Annotated in this window: 16 protein-coding genes; 5 read left to right on the plus strand and 11 right to left on the minus strand. The window is 40.8% G+C overall.

Annotation, left to right across the window (positions count from 1 at the left end; genetic code table 11):
* Nucleotides 1-716 precede the first annotated feature (716 nt).
* Nucleotides 717-1547 (minus strand): CDP-diacylglycerol--serine O-phosphatidyltransferase, encoded by an 831-nt coding sequence (pssA, locus tag ACSLUK_RS13000; protein WP_448549096.1) that lies wholly within the window; start codon nucleotides 1545-1547, stop codon nucleotides 717-719.
* Between the two features lie 363 nt (nucleotides 1548-1910).
* On the opposite strand from pssA, the gene ACSLUK_RS13005 reads away from it, so the two are divergent.
* Nucleotides 1911-2321: a DUF4124 domain-containing protein gene (locus ACSLUK_RS13005; RefSeq protein WP_448549097.1), complete on the plus strand. Its 411-nt coding sequence runs from the start codon at nucleotides 1911-1913 to the stop codon at nucleotides 2319-2321.
* A gap of 37 nt (nucleotides 2322-2358) precedes the next feature.
* Here ACSLUK_RS13005 and clpB read toward each other — a convergent pair whose 3' ends face one another.
* From clpB to rluD, 3 genes are all read right to left on the minus strand, one after another.
* On the minus strand, nucleotides 2359-4935 hold the full coding sequence (gene clpB / locus ACSLUK_RS13010; RefSeq protein ID WP_448549098.1) for an ATP-dependent chaperone ClpB: 2577 nt from the start codon (nucleotides 4933-4935) through the stop codon (nucleotides 2359-2361).
* Nucleotides 4936-5069: 134 nt separating this feature from the next.
* A complete protein-coding gene (pgeF, locus tag ACSLUK_RS13015) occupies nucleotides 5070-5840 on the minus strand; it encodes a peptidoglycan editing factor PgeF (protein WP_448549099.1) in 771 nt (256 codons plus the stop codon).
* Nucleotides 5821-6795 carry a 23S rRNA pseudouridine(1911/1915/1917) synthase RluD gene (rluD, locus tag ACSLUK_RS13020; protein WP_448549100.1) on the minus strand — a complete coding sequence of 325 codons (975 nt, stop codon included), beginning with the start codon at nucleotides 6793-6795 and terminating at the stop codon, nucleotides 5821-5823. The genes pgeF and rluD overlap by 20 nt, the downstream gene beginning before the upstream one ends.
* 150 nt (nucleotides 6796-6945) lie before the next feature.
* Here rluD and bamD point away from each other — a divergent pair, with 150 nt between their 5' ends.
* Nucleotides 6946-7710: an outer membrane protein assembly factor BamD gene (bamD, locus tag ACSLUK_RS13025; protein ID WP_448549101.1), complete on the plus strand. Its 765-nt coding sequence runs from the start codon at nucleotides 6946-6948 to the stop codon at nucleotides 7708-7710.
* Nucleotides 7711-7765: 55 nt separating this feature from the next.
* On the opposite strand, the gene glnB is transcribed toward bamD, so the two are convergent.
* Nucleotides 7766-8104 carry a nitrogen regulatory protein P-II gene (glnB, locus tag ACSLUK_RS13030; protein ID WP_448549102.1) on the minus strand — a complete coding sequence of 113 codons (339 nt, stop codon included), beginning with the start codon at nucleotides 8102-8104 and terminating at the stop codon, nucleotides 7766-7768.
* A gap of 253 nt (nucleotides 8105-8357) precedes the next feature.
* Between glnB and nadE the strand changes: the two genes are divergently transcribed.
* From nadE to ACSLUK_RS13045, 3 genes are all read left to right on the plus strand, one after another.
* Nucleotides 8358-9191: an NAD(+) synthase gene (gene nadE / locus ACSLUK_RS13035; RefSeq protein WP_448549103.1), complete on the plus strand. Its 834-nt coding sequence runs from the start codon at nucleotides 8358-8360 to the stop codon at nucleotides 9189-9191.
* 90 nt (nucleotides 9192-9281) lie between these two features.
* Nucleotides 9282-9845, plus strand: a complete 564-nt coding sequence (locus ACSLUK_RS13040; protein ID WP_448549104.1) for a GspH/FimT family pseudopilin — start codon at nucleotides 9282-9284, stop codon at nucleotides 9843-9845.
* Nucleotides 9846-9998: 153 nt separating this feature from the next.
* Nucleotides 9999-10574 (plus strand): GspH/FimT family pseudopilin, encoded by a 576-nt coding sequence (locus ACSLUK_RS13045; RefSeq protein WP_448549105.1) that lies wholly within the window; start codon nucleotides 9999-10001, stop codon nucleotides 10572-10574.
* A 63-nt stretch (nucleotides 10575-10637) separates the two neighbouring features.
* On the opposite strand, the gene ACSLUK_RS13050 is transcribed toward ACSLUK_RS13045, so the two are convergent.
* Genes ACSLUK_RS13050 through pilV form a run of 6 tightly spaced genes read right to left on the minus strand, consistent with a single transcriptional unit; the run spans nucleotide 10638 to nucleotide 16985 of the window.
* Nucleotides 10638-10952 (minus strand): TapY2 family type IVa secretion system protein, encoded by a 315-nt coding sequence (locus ACSLUK_RS13050; protein ID WP_448549106.1) that lies wholly within the window; start codon nucleotides 10950-10952, stop codon nucleotides 10638-10640.
* A gap of 1 nt (nucleotide 10953) precedes the next feature.
* Nucleotides 10954-11361 (minus strand): type IV pilin protein, encoded by a 408-nt coding sequence (locus tag ACSLUK_RS13055; RefSeq protein ID WP_448549107.1) that lies wholly within the window; start codon nucleotides 11359-11361, stop codon nucleotides 10954-10956.
* The gene (locus ACSLUK_RS13060) at nucleotides 11361-14960 is read right to left on the minus strand and encodes a pilus assembly protein (RefSeq protein WP_448549108.1); all 3600 of its coding nucleotides are present in this window, start codon (nucleotides 14958-14960) and stop codon (nucleotides 11361-11363) included. The genes ACSLUK_RS13055 and ACSLUK_RS13060 overlap by 1 nt, the downstream gene beginning before the upstream one ends.
* Nucleotides 14960-15439 (minus strand): PilX N-terminal domain-containing pilus assembly protein, encoded by a 480-nt coding sequence (locus tag ACSLUK_RS13065; protein WP_448549109.1) that lies wholly within the window; start codon nucleotides 15437-15439, stop codon nucleotides 14960-14962. Before ACSLUK_RS13065 ends, ACSLUK_RS13060 begins: the two co-directional genes overlap by 1 nt.
* Entirely contained in the window at nucleotides 15430-16431 is a 1002-nt protein-coding gene (locus ACSLUK_RS13070; RefSeq protein ID WP_448549110.1) for a PilW family protein, read from the minus strand. The genes ACSLUK_RS13065 and ACSLUK_RS13070 overlap by 10 nt, the downstream gene beginning before the upstream one ends.
* The gene (pilV, locus tag ACSLUK_RS13075) at nucleotides 16431-16985 is read right to left on the minus strand and encodes a type IV pilus modification protein PilV (protein ID WP_448549111.1); all 555 of its coding nucleotides are present in this window, start codon (nucleotides 16983-16985) and stop codon (nucleotides 16431-16433) included. The genes ACSLUK_RS13070 and pilV overlap by 1 nt, the downstream gene beginning before the upstream one ends.
* Nucleotides 16986-17229: the final 244 nt, after the last annotated feature.

Consider the following 17229-nt stretch of genomic DNA (forward strand, 5'->3'; position numbering starts at 1 on the left):
CATTAAGTTAATGTGCAGACAAGCTGCTTATTTCAATTAACATTAATGTGAGTGCCCACACAAATTGCATGATAACTAATTGTTAAAGAGCGATTCTTATCGAATCTCGCTAGACATCGCATTCGTGCTTAGCGTTTACTTCAGACCTTGTCCGAAGTAGGATGCGCATTTTACGCAACCTCGTTTTGATGTCAACCTTTTTCTTAAAAAACTTTAATTTATTTTTCTAAGTTTGGTTTGACGTTTTGCCCAGTTATTCACTTACAAAACTTATCAAAACTTACACTTTACATTCCTTTTCGTGTGAACTAAGCATTTCCGTGTCTTAGCAGCTTCTTGGTTGTCCCCGAGAAGTGGATGCGCATTTTAGGGATTTATGCGACAAGGTCAAGCACTATTTTAAAGTTTTTCAAAATAAATGACTGAGTGATTAATTATTGTTCAAAACCATTAAATCGCAAGGATGATTTGTATAAAATTAACACTACACACGTTCAAAAGCATGGTGTGAGCATTTAAATTCGACATATCGCTACCATTTCCACTAATAGGTATAGATGCGCATAACAGAGATATAAAGCACGAAAGTACATGAAGTATTGAATTTGGAAACAAAAAAGAGCAAAACTCGAATTTTGCTCTTCTCTATTTTCAATAACAGTTCTAAATTAGGCTTTATTCCTACGCTATCTAGAATTTGTCTGTTTGCATCGCAATCAAAGTTCCTTTTTGGAATCATCATTACTATCAGAGTTAGCACGATTAACTTTTTCAGCATCAAAATCAGCATCTTTGTCGTCACCAACAACATGTTCTAGTTTCAATTCCTTAACCGAGCGAATAGTTGTAACAGGGCCAGAGATGGCGTATCCCATGAAAATGACAGTAAGTAATTCAGCAGGACTTGCGGCAACTACAACAAAAACGAGTACGATAAGTAATACAACGATAAAATTAACCTTGCCTTTCCAGTCAACGTCTTTAAAGCTGTTATATCTAAAGTTGCTCACCATTAACAAGCCTGCAGCTATTGTAAGTAATCCCATGACAAATCCATAATCATGTCCATTTACTTCATATTCAGTGCCTAACCATACTAGGCTCGCAATGACCGCTGCGGCTGCGGGACTCGCTAACCCTTGAAAAAACCTCTTATCTGCGACACCTACCTGTGTATTAAATCGCGCAAGTCGCAATGCTGCTCCCGCCACAAATATAAATGCTGCCAACCAGCCAAATTTACCTAACTCGGATAAAGCCCAGTTATATGCTACCAAGCCAGGAGCAATACCAAATGAAACCATATCGGCCATACTGTCATATTCCGCGCCAAATTCACTTTGCGTGTTAGTCATACGAGCTACGCGACCGTCTAGACCATCAAAAATCATTGCCACAAATATTGCAATCGCCGCTTTTTCAAAATGTCCGTTCATAGACATAACAACAGCATAAAATCCTGAAAACAAACCGGCAGTAGTTAATAAATTAGGAAGTAAGTAGATCCCTTTCGCGGGACTATTAGTTGGGTGTTCCAATTTCGACATATTCCTAGAGCAGTATATTACAATTCAAATTGTTCGCTAATCTATCACAACATTTTGGTAAAACATAAGAATCACGATTATTTTGAACAAAATTAGTACAATTATTTGTAAACTACGATGTGTATTGTTATATGTAATCTATAGGCTTTAGTTTTTTGAACGATTAATTAAGAACCTTGACCGTAACGCCATCTATAGTTAGTAGTGAATACATGGGGTGACGGACTTATTGAGTTGTCTTTCTTAGCAGATTGGCTTTTTATTTTTTAACTAAAAATAATTAGTGATGCTACTATTATATTTAGGAAGGTTTCAAAGAGTCATGAATTTCGCATCGAGAAACGACAATAAGAGATCACCAAAATGCGTTTATCCTGGTTAGTATTGAGTGTGTTTGTTAGTTCAACGGCTGTAATGGCGGACAATGTAACTGTTTATAGGTGGGTGGATAAAAATAACGTTGTTCACTTTAGTCAACATCAGCCAGATCATAATAACTTCACTGAAATATCTGTTTCAACAAAAACCCCAAGGTCCGTGCTCAATTCAACAAATGATGTTGAAGAGTCGACGGAAGACACCCAACCTTTACAAATAGCGGGTTCTTCTGAGAAATGTGAAGAAGCCAAAGCAAATGTACGGGTATTAAAATCTTACGATAAAATTGAATATACTGACGAGAATGGTGACAAACAATTATTGTCTGCAACCGAAAAGCAGCAACAATTGGCGATAAACGAAAAACAAGTAGAGGTTTATTGCGTAGGACAATAAACCTCATTATTACACTAGCACTATTTAAAAGCGTGAGTTACTTCTTTATAAACGTCACTACACCATCAACTACCTCAACGGATATTTTATCACCTGTCAGGAAGTCACCACCAAGGATGTGTTGAGCAAGCGGATTTTCCACCTTTTGTTGAATAGCTCTTTTGAGTGGTCTTGCGCCAAACACAGGGTCAAAGCCCGCTTCTGAAATCAATGATAAAGACTCAGGCGATACAACAAGTTCAATATCTTTTTCAGCTAATCTACTCGTAAGCATTTGTAGCTGGATCCCTGCAATCGCCTCAATTTGTTCTGCAACTAACGGATGGAAAACAACAGCTTCATCTACTCGATTAATAAATTCAGGCTTGAAGTGATTACCAATTTCATTCATAACACTCGCTTTCATTTCTGCATAGTGGCTATCGTCGCGATAACTTTGAATAATGTCTGACCCGATATTTGACGTCATGATAATCACGGTATTTCTGAAATCCACTGTACGTCCTTGACCATCGGTTAATCTGCCATCATCCAATACCTGTAATAAGATATTGAATACGTCAGGATGGGCTTTTTCAATTTCATCCAGCAGTATAACCGAGTATGGCTTACGTCGAACCGCTTCAGTTAAATATCCGCCTTCTTCGTATCCAACATAACCGGGAGGTGCCCCAACCAGTCGAGCTACCGCATGTTTTTCCATGAACTCCGACATATCGACGCGTACTAGTGCATCTTCGCTGTCAAAGAGGAACTGAGCTAATGCTTTGCTTAGTTCAGTCTTACCAACACCAGTAGGCCCTAAAAACAAGAATGAGCCAATGGGCTGATTAGGATCCGCTAAGCCCGCGCGAGAACGGCGAATAGCATTTGAAATAGACACAACAGCTTCATGTTGACCAATTACTCGGTTATGTAAACTATCTTCCATTTTAAGCAGCTTATCACGTTCCTCTTCAAGCATTTTTGCAACAGGAATGCCGGTAGCTCGGCTTAGCACATCTGCAATTTCGATATCCGTTACTTTATTTTTGAGTAAACTCATTTCATGCATTTCTGCAGCAGTCGCAAGATCTAATTGCTTTTCTAATTCAGGGATTCGACCGTATTGTAGCTCAGACATTTTGTTCAGATCCCCAAGGCGTCGCGCTTGCTCAAGATCTATCCGTGCTTGTTCTAAATCTGATTTTATCGCTTGTGTGCCATGCAGTGCAGCCTTTTCTGAGGTCCACACCTCGTCAAGTTCATCAAACCTTGTCTGACATTTATTTAGCTCTTCCTCAAGTAACGACAAGCGTTTAATCGAGGCATCGTCATCCTCTTTACCCAGAGCACGTTGTTCTAACTTTAATTGAATAATACGTCGCTCAAGTTTATCAAGTTCTTCTGGCTTCGAATCCATTTGCAGACGAATTGAAGAAGCAGCTTCATCAATTAGATCAATTGCTTTATCTGGCAGTTGTCTGTCACTAATGTACCTATGAGACAATGTTGCTGCGGCAACAATTGCAGGATCAGTTATATCAACTGAATGATGTAGTTCGTAGCGCTCTTTTAAGCCACGCAATATTGCAATAGTGTCTTCTACAGAGGGTTCATCAATTAGCACTTTTTGGAAACGACGCTCGAGAGCCGCATCTTTTTCTATATATTGACGGTATTCATCCAAAGTTGTCGCACCAACGCAGTGTAATTCTCCTCTGGCAAGCGCAGGTTTAAGCATATTACCCGCGTCCATTGCACCTTCTGATTTTCCTGCGCCAACCATAGTGTGCAATTCGTCAATGAATAGAATTACCTGACCTTCTTCTTTGGCTAATTCATTCAATACCGCTTTCAAGCGTTCTTCGAATTCACCACGATATTTTGCACCGGCTACGAGTGTTCCCATATCTAGCGATAATACGCGCTTATTCTTTAAACCTTCAGGTACTTCGTGATCAACAATGCGTTGGGCTAACCCTTCAACAATAGCGGTCTTACCAACACCAGGCTGTCCTATCAGTACAGGGTTGTTCTTAGTTCGACGTTGCAAGACTTGTATTGCCCGTCTAATTTCATCGTCACGACCTATAACAGGATCGAGCTTTCCAGATCTCGCACGCTCAGTTACATCAACGGTAAATTTACTTAACGCCTGACGTGTGTCTTCAGCATTGGGATCATCAACCTTTTCACCACCACGTACATGTGCAATAGCATCTTTTACACGTTTTTCATCGGCACCTAGTGATTTTAAGATTTGACCTAATTTACCTTTATCTTCTAGTGCAGCAAGTACAAACATGTCAGAAGAAATATAGCTATCGCCTAATTTTTGCGCATGCTTGTCGCACAGGTTTAACAAATTACCTAAGCTATTGGATAGTTGAACATCGCCGCCCGCACCAGATACTTGAGGTAGCGCAGTAAGCACTTCTTCGCACTGCTTTCTCAAAGTAAGTACGTCGACACCAGCACTTTTTAACAACGGAATGGTGCTGCCAGCATTTTGGTTCAATAATGCGAGCATTAAGTGAACAGGCTCGATAAATTGATGATCCTTGCCTAATGCGATAGATTGCGCGTCTGAGATAGCAATCTGAAATGATTGGGTAAATCGGTCTAAACGCATAAGTTAAGCTCCTAAGAATTGAGGATAATTTATACTAACTAGTATAAGACTTTGCTTAACTTAAATTTATGGGCAAATGAGCAGGAATCAAGTCACAAAACATTATAGTGAGAAAATAATATTTAAAATTTGATTTAACACAAACATACAATGGTAGCCATTCTCCCCGTAACCTGCTCCTTACGATACGAGTAGTACCTTTCATTCATGGCAACAGTACAGCTATTGGAATGAACAATGTTAGAAATGCCTGATTGGTTTAATATTGTAATCGCAATTTTGGGTAAATCTCCCAAGTACTTTTCTGACTGTGCACTTTCAACACTTACAAACGCACTACTCAGATAAGCACCTATCGCGATGAAATTCTCACGGACTTCAGCACCAACCTCAAAACTATTTGCACCAATACATGGTCCCAACCAAGCATGAATATCACTAGGACTAGATTTCATATTTTCAATTGTTGATTGAATAATCCCTTTGACTAACGGCTTCCAGCCTCCATGAATTACTGCTACTTCATGACCATTCTTGTCAGCCAAAATGATAGGTAGACAATCAGCGGTCATCACAGCCAGTGCGATGTTTCTCGTTGTTGTAACTGCCGCATCGGCTACTATAGCCTGATTAGACACCTGCTCAACAATCGTCACATCATCCCCATGCACCTGCTCAAGCCATTGAATTTGAGCACCTTTTGGTAAAAACTGCTGTAATACTTGGCGATTAGCCATAACAGAAGTTTTATTGTCACCAACGTGTACACCTAAATTAAATTGACCAAATTTAGCATTTGCTTGATTTAAGTTTACGGGATGAAGGCGTGTCGTTTGAATTGCCAAAACTCCATCAACTGGCAATTCAACCGAATCAAATGCTTTATTAATAGCTTGGCGAGCCATTGAGTTTTGTGTCTTCCCTAAGTTGCTCAGCAAGTTTGACCATATCTTCTGGCACATCGGCATGCCACGTCATTTGTTCGCCTGTAATAGGATGAAAAAGCGATAACATCGCTGCGTGTAGTGCTTGACGCTTAAAACCAAGCAAGGATTCGCGCAACGATTGCGTTGCATTTTTAGGAGGTCTTGGACGCCCACCATACACAGGATCACCGACCAGAGGATGCGCAATATGAGCCATATGCACACGAATTTGATGAGTACGCCCTGTCTCTAGACGAAGTCTTAATCTAGTATGCAGTCTAAATTTTTCCATTACACGGTAATGTGTCACAGAAGGACGGCCAGACATAGTAACAGCCATATGAGTGCGCTTAGTGGGATGACGACCAATAGGTTCATCTACTATGCCACCTGCTGTCATGATGCCATTAGCGATCGCTTCATACTCACGCGTAATTTCTCTCGCTTGCAAGGATTCAACTAAGTTAGTTTGTGCGGCGATAGTTTTCGCTACAACCATGAGCCCTGTTGTGTCTTTATCCAACCGGTGCACTATACCTGCTCTGGGAACTACATCGAGTTGAGGGCAGTGATGTAATAGCGCGTTAAGTACAGTGCCGTCAGGATTTCCCGCTCCAGGATGAACCACGAAACCAGCTGGCTTATTAATGACTAAGATATCATCATCTTCATACACGATATTTAATGGGATATCTTGCGCTTCAAAACGATCGTCTGCTTCTACTTCACTTATTAGTAGAATGGTTTCGCCACCAAACATTTTTTCTCGTGCGCGAGTCAATACGCTACCGTTAACGGTGACATTGCCAGCTAATATCCACTCTTTTAACCGCGAGCGTGAATAATCAGGGAACATTTCTGCCAAAGTCTGGTCGAATCGTTTACCTAAACATGATTCAGGTACGGTGTCTTCAAGTTGAATTTTTTCTGCCATTGAAATCTCTATAAATTAGCACTGTGCAAGGAAAGCATGCTAGGTTAGAATGCATCTCATTATTTTAACCTGATGCAAAATGAAAAACATTAAGTAATTCCGATTAAAATAAACAAAATTAACTAAAACAAGATTGTGATACAAAAGTCCATGGAAAAATTGACCATTAAAACCTTACTCCTTGCACTTGCCATAGGCGTAAGTGCTTGCTCATCTTCTGATGTAAATGAAATTGATAAAGTGCCAGATAAATCTGCACAAGCACTATTCTCTGATGCGCGTACCGCTTTGGACACAGGATTGTATCAAAAGGCTATTCAAATTTTGTCAGCCATCGACTCGCGATTTCCTTACGGTCCAATTTCTCATCAGGTACAACTAGATCTGATATATGCCTACTATAAAAGCGGTGACGGAGACCAAGGAATTGCGCTAGCAGATAGATTTCTCAGGCTAAACCCAAACCACGCAAATGTAGACTATGTTCACTATATGCGAGCGTTGATCAACTTAGCCAGTGAAGAAAACTTATTCCAAGATCTTGCAGGGATTGATCGTTCAGATAGAGATCCAACGGCTTCACGTGAAGCTTTTGAGAGTTTAAAAACGATTGTCACGGAGTACCCGCAAAGTAAATATGCAGCTGATGCAAGAAAGCGCATGATTGGGATAAAGTCTCGATTAGCGAAATATGAATTAGCAGTGGCACATTTTTACTTCAAGAGAGAAGCATACGCATCAGCAGCTAACCGTGGCCGCTATATCGTTGAATATTATTCGCCGAGTCAAGAAGTTGAAGCTGCATTAGAGATGATGATTGAGTGTTACGAAAAACTTGGTCTGGTAGATCTTAAGAATAACGCTCGTAGAGTACTTGCGGCAAATTACCCTAACAACGAATTGGTCAGCAACTAGATCAAATTAAAAAACCATTTATGAAAAAAGAGCTATTTTATATAGCTCTTTTTGATTAGATTGCATCGCCGTCTTCTTCGCCGGTCCTAATTCTTATCACCCGTTCAACATCGGTAATGAATATTTTACCATCGCCAATTTTTCCGGTTTGGGCAGTCTTCATAATTGCGTCTACACATCGCTCAACATTCTCGCTTGCCACGACAATCTCGAGTTTAGCTTTAGGCAAGAAATCCACCATGTATTCTGCTCCACGGTACAACTCAGTATGTCCTTTTTGACGGCCAAATCCTTTAACTTCTGAGACCGTCATTCCCGTAATGCCAATCTCACCAAGCGCTTCCCTTACATCGTCTAGCTTGAAAGGTTTAATAATCGCTTCAATTTTTTTCATTTGTTCCCCAATAACAACTAGAATCTCGTCATTTGCTAATTGTACACAATTGATTAACGGATACAAAAGCAAAGTTATTGCACATCTCACCATTCTATTTGTTAAACTACTGCCAATTTGCAAACTATAAACGATGCGAGAAGTATTTGTACAAAATTCGTCAAGTCGTATCTACAAAATACACAGTTAAACTTAGTACAATTCAGAATTGCCAGTTAAGACGAGCATACTCAATCGAGAGACAGGAAAACTAATGAACAAAGAAGCAATCATAAATGAAATGAAAGTTCAGCCTACAATCGACGTCACTTTTGAAATAGAAAGACGAGTTAATTTTATTAAAAAGCAGCTAAAAGGCTCAGGGTTAAAACACTTAGTACTTGGCATTAGTGGCGGCGTGGACTCTTCGACCTGTGGTAAGCTTGCTCAATTGGCAGTCGATCAACTAAATAGTGAATCTTCTTCGTCAGAATATAAATTTGTTGCTGTACGACTCCCATATGATATACAAGCTGACGAATCTGACGCCCAAATGGCACTCAGTTTTATTCAACCCACTATTAGCCTTACTACGAATGTTAAGGCCTGCGTAGACGCCTTGAATACAGAAGTACTTAATGCTTTAGGTGACAGCGGAATTGAATTGGATGATGCCAACAAGATCGATTTTTCCAAAGGAAATGTAAAAGCGAGAAGCCGAATGGTGTCCCAATATCACATCGCGGGTGTACTAGGGGGACTAGTCCTAGGAACTGATCATTCCGCTGAAAACATAACAGGCTTTTTCACTAAATGGGGAGACGGAGCATGTGATTTGGCGCCGTTGTTTGGTCTATCGAAGCGCCAAGTCAGGCTATTGGCTAGCGCATTAGGTGCACCACACGAATTAATTGTCAAAGCCCCTACGGCAGATCTGGAAGAGCTCGATCCTGGCAAAGAAGATGAGGTAGCTCTGGGGATGTCTTACGATCAACTTGATGATTTCTTAGAAGGTAAAGAAGTACCTAAAGAAATTGAAGAAAAAGTATTGAGCATTTACCAACGCACAATTCACAAACGAGCACCTATACCCACGATTTACGACTAAACATGATTTTCGACTAAACTTACAATTTGCGTTTGGTGTTGAATAGTCTATACCTATTCAACACTACACGAACTTCAAGGAATGAAGAATATGAAACAAACGCAAGGAATAACACTAATCGAATTACTTATCTGCCTTTCTATACTCGCCATTTTAATAGCAATTGCATTGCCCAATTATGGCTCATTTCTCGCTAAACAGCGTGCCAATAATGAAATACGACAGCTACAAAGACTCCTGCTATTAGCGAGAAATCAAGCTATTCATAACGAGCAATATATTACTGTGTGTCCTCTCGACAACACCCTTGCGTGTACAAGTGAATGGCAGAACGAACTTTCTGTTTTTTTCGATACGAATAAGAATAAACAGTTAGATGAGACGCAAGGTGAATATGTAATTCGACAAAAAGACGCAATACCTTCGATAGATTCACTAAAATATGCAAAAGGACGAACAGCACTTGTCTATGCACCAACTGGGCGCCTTGCAATTTGGGGTGGGAACGGCACGTTTAAATATTGTCCCAATCAATACAAATCGATGGCAAAAGGCCTCATAGTGTCAGTAACTGGCAAGGCATATTTGACATCAGATATTGATCAAGATAATAAAGAAGAAAACCGCTATTATGCTCATGTAGAATGTAGTTAATCACGCACAACAGTCTCACGCTCTAAAGTCAAATTAGTCGCATTTTGGGACACACTGAACAAGTCCCCCAGCATCGTTTCCCCTAACATTAATAGCGTAATAGTCTAATTAGTGGTATAAATTAGATATAAAGGTTTGGCTTGGAGTCCGCTTATGTCTGGCAGAAGTACGCGCAATTACCGAGGATTTACTTTGGTCGAGCTGCTGATAACCATTAGTATATTAGCTATAACAATGGCGATCGCCATTCCCAACTTAAGTGAGTTTATTGTAAAGCTTCGCGTGAACAATGAAATATCGGAACTTCATCGTTTACTTTTATCAGCTAGGAATGCTGCAATCACTTCGGAATCAAATGTCACCATTTGTCCCTTAAGTTCCAGCAATGCATGTACAAGCAACTGGGGAAATGAAATCTCTGTGTTTACCGATATCGACAACGATGGCGTTTACGAGCCGGCAAGCAATGAAAGACTAATTAAAGTGAAAGCTGCAGCACAATCCGGTGACAAGTTACAATACAGTGAAACACGGCTAACCTACGTTGCCACAGGCACTTTAACACGAGCAATAAGTTCTGGACCACGGTTTAGTTATTGTCCTTATGGCAGCGCTACGCTTTCAAGAGGAATACTAGTATCAGCATCAGGTAGAACATATGTGACCAGTGATACTGATGGAGACAATAAAGACGAAGACAGAAATGGCAGTGAAATCACTTGTAGCTAAAACTACAAGTGAAATTCTATTGCTATTAGATACTTGATACGAATATTTCACCAATCTTGTTGACTAATGAAGTGTTTTTTTCTCCAGTTCTCGCGCGAAGAAATTTTTGAAATCAACGCTTTTTTCAACACATTCCGTAACTTTGTTAATTTCTTGCTTCTCTCGCTTGCCTACCGTGACAATTTTTTGTTTTACGAGAGATTTTTCCAACTTAGCAATTTTCTTTTCTGGAATAGTTGCATAGTGTACAACGTAAGAGCCGCCAAGTAATTCAACATAACATTTCATTTCGACTCTCTTTCTTTCAAAAGCATATGCATCACCTGATATGCTTACAAGGAAAGTGGCAACGCTAAGTGCCATGATAATCTTATTCATACTACTGCTCCCAACAATCGCTACCAGACGCTGTTTTCTTGCCTGTTTCTTCAACCGACAATGTTGTACAGCCACTGTCTTTGGTAGCCTGAGTACCTTGGGCTGTCGCTGTAAGTTTAAATGTAACCCCTGAAACCGTACCGTCAATTTTATAATTGCCGGAATCTGTGATATACGGATCAGCTGACAATCCAAGTTTTGTCATATCCGTCACGTAGGTTCTATGATCAACAAAATACTGTTCTTGCATGTTTGCAATGCGAAGTAATTCTCGCTGTGCTTCAGCACGATTTGACCGAGCGACGCTATCCGTATAGGACGGATAAGCGACTGCAGCAATGATGCCAATGATTGCGACAACTAACAGTAGCTCGATCAATGTCATTCCATATTGAGTTTTTTTAAACACTAGTTAGACTCCGTCACGTATAAATAGGTTCTTGAAGTTTTCAAATTGAAATCTAGTGGTATTACTTTACCGGCCAACAATTTTATTGTTGCTAGATCTTCTGTAGGATCCTCTTCACAATTATCTGTACAAGTGTCAGGATCATCATCATCAGGATCTTTTGTTATAACAATAGACGGCGTATCGGGGATACCAGCCGCAATGTCCCATGTCCGCCAATCAAATACTGTCGTACCTAAGGTTAAATCAATCGCGTATAACTTGCCAGAACCATCACTGAGCTGACAGGTTTGAGCAAAGTTATTTGAATCCGCAGGTGTAAAGCTAGTGAAAAATGCCACATTATTGATAGCAATCGCTTCAGCTGTACTTTTTTCACCGCTAGATGTGAAATCTACAAACCAGCCAGATTTCAAGCTCACAGCAATTTCTAATGACTGCAGTGCCGCTTTCTCGTCAGCTGAGTATGGGTACGTAAAATCACCAAATGGATTATCTGTGTAATCATACAAATCAGTAACGGCAATAGGAGTCGGAATTGCCAATTGCTCTCCTGTAGGCGATGAAACAAAAGACGTTGTACGAATATTTTCGTCTCTGATCATAAAGAATTTATCATCAGTATCGGTATCTGCAGGCGTTGAACGATCTCCACTGCCTAATAATATGGCATCATATGGACGTTCTTGACGAGTGACTACCTTACTCTCGACGCCATCAGCATCTGTAGTAGTTGTTTCAATCGTATCTGAAATATAGGTACGAACAATGGAAGGTTCACTAAAAAATCGTCTGTCGTCTGCATTCGTTGTCCCCCCAAGACTTGCCAGTTTATGTACTGTCCAAGGAGATGTTCCACTACTCGGCGAATCGCCAGGCATATCAACTCGCCACACATTGCCACCAGTATCACCAGAATACATTCGATCGATAAGCCCATCAGAATCACTGTCTAAAACACCGATACTTGCTGCGATACCATCTGTCAACGTAGAGACCTGAGTGTTGGTCGCACTTGAAGCTGCGGGAGATAAACTCCACTTAAGCGCGCCAGATTGCGCATCTACCATGTAAATTGCTCGTCCTACAGAGTCGTCTCCACCAGGACCATCAGAGTCTTTTGAAATATCGTAGCCACCGCCAAAAATTAACACTGGTTTCGGTACACCATTCGAGATATTCAAGCTTGAATAACCAACGCGCGGTTGCGACCAAGTTTGTCCCAACTCACTAAAGCCCGCACTATTTTCGTCTATTTTCCAAAGCATGCTTGGTGAATCTGGATTGGAAACATCTATTCCATAGTAGGAACTGCCACCACGACGTAAACCAAAAAATATCCATGCCTTATCGCCATCACCAGAGCTGATAGTTCCATCACCATTAACATCTAACAAGAAAGACGTTGCTGGGCTGTCGATCCCATAAACTTTCCCACCAGAAGTAAAATTATCTCTTAGTTTTTTATATTTGCTATAAAACTCATGCGGCATGATGGCCCAATTTTCATCTACTGTGTCACCGTTATCCTGAAACATATGCAACACACCTGCATTGGTTCCAACGATAATACGAATATCCTGACTATCGCTGGAGCCTCCATAATTGATAACCAACGGTTTCGAATGTAATGGGTCTCCCATTAAATCATATCGATTATCGGTGGTTGAACCGTCATTGTCTTCATCGTCAACGTCAATCCCTTTTGCCCAATCAAGTAACGCTTCCACATCTGCTTCTGGAACATCGAGCTCCGTAGCTAGCTCGGTTGCTCCGCCAAAAAAGTTCTCAGCATTGGTTTTAGTAAAAGCAACCAAAGCTTCTGAAGCGCCAATATTACTGTATATTGTTCGGTTGGTTTTGTTTCGTAGCATATCTGCGGTGCCACCTAAACGAACATCGTTGCCGTCGGGTTCAGTATCAGTAGACCAAAACGTTTTCGCATCTTTTGAAATACTTCCGCTATCATCAATAGCTGCATTATCCAGTCTATCAACTTGAATACCATTGCTTACTTTAAGCTTCTTAATATTGCCTTGCCACCTTGCGCCGTGATCCGGAACAAACATCGCATAATAAACCGCATCTAAAGTTTCCGTGCGGTCAAAGTTATTTGACGCTACCGATGGAGCAGTAAAACTAGTATTGACTTCCAAAATGGTGGTTAGAGCGGCCTGTAGTGAACTCAACAATGCGCTTGGGTCTTCAGCTGGATAGTATTCCCCTCCTCCTAATTTAGCCGCTTCTCGCAATAATTCCCCTGCATCATTAATGGCATCTTTACCAAAGCCTATAGTAAATAAGGTTGAAGTCTGTTTATCATCTAAATCGCTATTGATGTCATTGGTATGCATCCATCCCGCCAATGCAGCAAGATAATTATTCTTCCCATTTACATCAAAAGGCGCACCAATTCCAGGTAAGCCAGCAATATAAGAATCCGCCGCCAAATCAACTGTAGGCTGACCATCCGTAATTAAGATCACATAAACTTCGTTGGTACACTGACCAAAAGGCGTTACGTAAGTACCATTTGATTCAATCGAGGTATCTCTAGGAGGGTTATTACCTTTATACCAGCCACCATAGTTTTTATCGTCATCACCATAATCGACAGACAAGCCACCAAAATAACGTCGTGCCTCATACAAGGTTTCACACAAAGGAGTGTTCGTTTCTGCAAATAACTCTAAATCGATAATATTAACTAAATCAGAACGGGCGGCAGCTGTCATTTCTTGAATCCCGAATACAACTCGACCGCCATCGCGTGTGTTTTCACCATCATAATTCAGGTTAAATATTTGTAGGCCAAAATCAACTGAAGGAGCAGATTCAATAAGATTTGTAACAGTATCTTTTGCAATATCCAACCGGGTCAGGTTTACTTGCTGAATATCATCACTGTTAGCCCAACGAAGATAATTATCAGTATAAAGTGTAACCACTTCGCCTGACCATATAACATTTGAATCGGCTGCATTGGCGGTATAATAAACAGGACTCTTTTTACTGCCTTCACCGTCGATTGGAAAGCCGTCAGGCAATTGTTCAATTACTCCACCACTCTTTTCAATTCCAGCATTGACTTCAGGGTTTGCCGGCACCAGCCTAACATCATCTTCACAGTCAATGACTTGTATATCAGCACCGTTATTATCAGGAATTTCTTGCCAACTACCTGAGTTACCACTAAATTTGTACTCTCTGATATGACCTGTATAGTAACCAACTGTAGCTAAGCGTTCTCGCGCCGTCGCACAACTGTTAATATCATCCAAAAAACGACGTGCTTCACTAGGACTATCGGGTACAATTGCTGCGGCTCCGTCAATTCCAACACCTTTAGTGAAATAAATCATGCGCTCTTGCAATGCATTTAAGCCACCTACTGCGGGATACGTCTTATTAGGGTCATATGGTTCATTGACAGTTTCGGTAGTTGCCATGCTCCCCGAATTATCAAATATAATGAGGACTTGAGGCTTAGTGCCAGCCTGTGCAGCCTTATCACCAATATAAAGCTCAATGTCTTCACCTTGAGCAAGTAGCGGTGCCAAAAAAATTAAAGCACTTGGAAGTAATCGCTTATTCATCATTAATTCCCCACGTTAAGTAGTTGTTGGGCAATGCCAGAATTGACTTGAATTGTGCTCGCGTTCGTTCGACCATAAGCTCGGTTGACTTGTAATTGTAAAACATTACATTTAAACACTTGCACAGAAGACGCTGATTTAGAGTGGGGGCAATCAGCCTCTAGGTTATAAGGGTTAGCGATATCAACAACAACCGTTGTATCATCTGCAGAAGCCGTAGGTGCTGGATTCAAAGGAAAGTCGGCTATTGCTGAAGCAAAACGATTTGTCCCATTTGCTTTTGTGACTTCATTATAAATGATTTCATCCGTCGAACTAATTGCTTCTTGTGTTGCAACAACTTTGTCCTGACTCGCACCAGACATTTTTACATCAGTTGCCGTATTTTGCATTAGCGCTGCGGCAACCGCTGTTAGCGCAATCAGAAAGACGAGTGATACTACTAGCACCACGCCTTTTTGTTTCTTTACACTTAAGGCCATGAATCAACCCTCGCATTATGTAACGTCACTGTAGAGCTAAAGAGTAAACGACGATAATTATCACCATTACCTAGGCCATCAGTAAACGTTAACGTTTTGTCACCTAATTGGTAGGTGTTTAGATTCTCATATTGGCTGTCGGGAAATATGTCACGTGCAAGCACATAAACTTTAACAGCCAAAATACGTACATTAGATTCATTATCCCAATGTGCTTCTAACATATTGTCTGCCGAGATGAACGCATTGACAGTACCACTGTTGTTTGTATCGACACCAAACATATAATGTACGTGTTCAATACCTTCAACCACCATAGAAAGGTTCATCGCACTGGCCGCACTGTTTTGCAAAGTTCCTTGTACTAGTACAGGAACTGTATTTGTGCCCTGTGTTTCTTCTCGTACGTAATAGATATGATGTTGGTATTCCCAAATTGAACCGAAATTTACATTGGGTATCGCAGCAGATCCTGCAAATACAGCCCCTGTGTTGGAATTGGAAATGAGATAATAACGATCCGCTTGTACATTAGCAGGCAACGTTTGAACAGACAATGCTCGCTTAACCTGTAAAATGTCCGAATTAACTTTAGCATTGTTAATACAGCCCATATTATTGGCCGCCGTAGCCGTAACAGCCCAAAGCGTTCTGAAATGGCCTACAGCAGTAGGAAAACTCGCATTATTTGCACCAGCCCCCACACAATCCCCGCCTAATGTTGCTGGATCTGGCGACGATATTAACAACGATGTATCTAATTGCTCGGGTAGATCTCCCCAAAAACTCTGCCGTAGTAAATCATCGGTTAACAATGAGATAGCAAAGCGGCCATTTTCTTGTAGTTCACCGTAACTGGTAGTTTCTTCTGTAGTGCGATGCATTGATACAAAAATACTCAATACCCCCAGTAAAAGGCCTAAACCCACCACGAGAGATATAAGTATTTCAACTATTGTGAAACCTTGCTGCTGTAAATTACGATTGTCCATCAGAAAACAAAGGCCTCCACCGCAATTTGTCGACGTTTACTGCCACTTGTTCCGCAACTCTTTGCAAAATCACTATTACTGGCACCACCATCAGCGATGCCTTCCCTGCCTTCCCAGCTTATGACTACAATTACGGCATTTGCAGCATGTTGTATACATCCTCTAGCTCCAACTAAACCTCCACGATTAGACGCGTTCTGCGTAACATCAGCGCCCATCAAACTCAATTCCCATTCGTAAAGATCACTGGCAACCAATTGGGTAGGTGTACATAATGTTGCGTTAGAATTGCAACGTGGAGAAGGAAGCGCATTAAGTGCCGCACCATACGTACCTTCATAAAGCTCTAGAATATTTGGATTGGAACTGTTACTACGCATCCTCTCAACAATATCTTGAGCAAGAGAAGATGCAAGTGAGCGTTGCATAGAATCGAAGGCACCTTTTTTGGCAGACGCCTGCATAGCTATTGCGCCAAGTATGCCAGTAACGATAATTACTAGTGCAACTAGCACTTCGATGAAAGTGAGTCCTGTGACTTTAGTACTTCTCAAATATCCTCCCGTCCACGTGCTTAAACATGGCAACCAATACATTCAGTATAATATTGTTCAGTAATAAGTGGGGGACTTTGATACTTTTACTATATTTTTTGGCAATAAAAAACCATTGGCACACGAAGCATGTCAAAAACTGCGTAACATATGTGTTAAAAATCACGTACGTGAACTGCATTAACCCATACCTTATATCCGTATAATAAGTGGTTGTCCTTTATCATATAAATTTAACCACTTA

The sequence above is a fragment of the Thalassotalea fusca genome, assembly GCF_053485835.1.

Excerpts from the sequence above, each read along its gene's own strand:
- clpB (WP_448549098.1), bottom strand. The coding sequence starts at position 4,935 with ATGCGTTTAGACCGATTTACCCAATCATTTCAGATTGCTATCTCAGAC.
- ACSLUK_RS13045 (WP_448549105.1), top strand. The coding sequence starts at position 9,999 with ATGTCTGGCAGAAGTACGCGCAATTACCGAGGATTTACTTTGGTCGAG.
- nadE (WP_448549103.1), top strand. The coding sequence starts at position 8,358 with ATGAACAAAGAAGCAATCATAAATGAAATGAAAGTTCAGCCTACAATC.
- ACSLUK_RS13050 (WP_448549106.1), bottom strand. The coding sequence starts at position 10,952 with ATGAATAAGATTATCATGGCACTTAGCGTTGCCACTTTCCTTGTAAGC.
- pgeF (WP_448549099.1), bottom strand. The coding sequence starts at position 5,840 with ATGGCTCGCCAAGCTATTAATAAAGCATTTGATTCGGTTGAATTGCCA.
- ACSLUK_RS13065 (WP_448549109.1), bottom strand. The coding sequence starts at position 15,439 with ATGGCCTTAAGTGTAAAGAAACAAAAAGGCGTGGTGCTAGTAGTATCA.
- ACSLUK_RS13005 (WP_448549097.1), top strand. The coding sequence starts at position 1,911 with ATGCGTTTATCCTGGTTAGTATTGAGTGTGTTTGTTAGTTCAACGGCT.
- rluD (WP_448549100.1), bottom strand. The coding sequence starts at position 6,795 with ATGGCAGAAAAAATTCAACTTGAAGACACCGTACCTGAATCATGTTTA.
- ACSLUK_RS13060 (WP_448549108.1), bottom strand. The coding sequence starts at position 14,960 with ATGATGAATAAGCGATTACTTCCAAGTGCTTTAATTTTTTTGGCACCG.
- bamD (WP_448549101.1), top strand. The coding sequence starts at position 6,946 with ATGGAAAAATTGACCATTAAAACCTTACTCCTTGCACTTGCCATAGGC.
- glnB (WP_448549102.1), bottom strand. The coding sequence starts at position 8,104 with ATGAAAAAAATTGAAGCGATTATTAAACCTTTCAAGCTAGACGATGTA.
- ACSLUK_RS13040 (WP_448549104.1), top strand. The coding sequence starts at position 9,282 with ATGAAACAAACGCAAGGAATAACACTAATCGAATTACTTATCTGCCTT.
- pssA (WP_448549096.1), bottom strand. The coding sequence starts at position 1,547 with ATGTCGAAATTGGAACACCCAACTAATAGTCCCGCGAAAGGGATCTAC.
- ACSLUK_RS13070 (WP_448549110.1), bottom strand. The coding sequence starts at position 16,431 with ATGGACAATCGTAATTTACAGCAGCAAGGTTTCACAATAGTTGAAATA.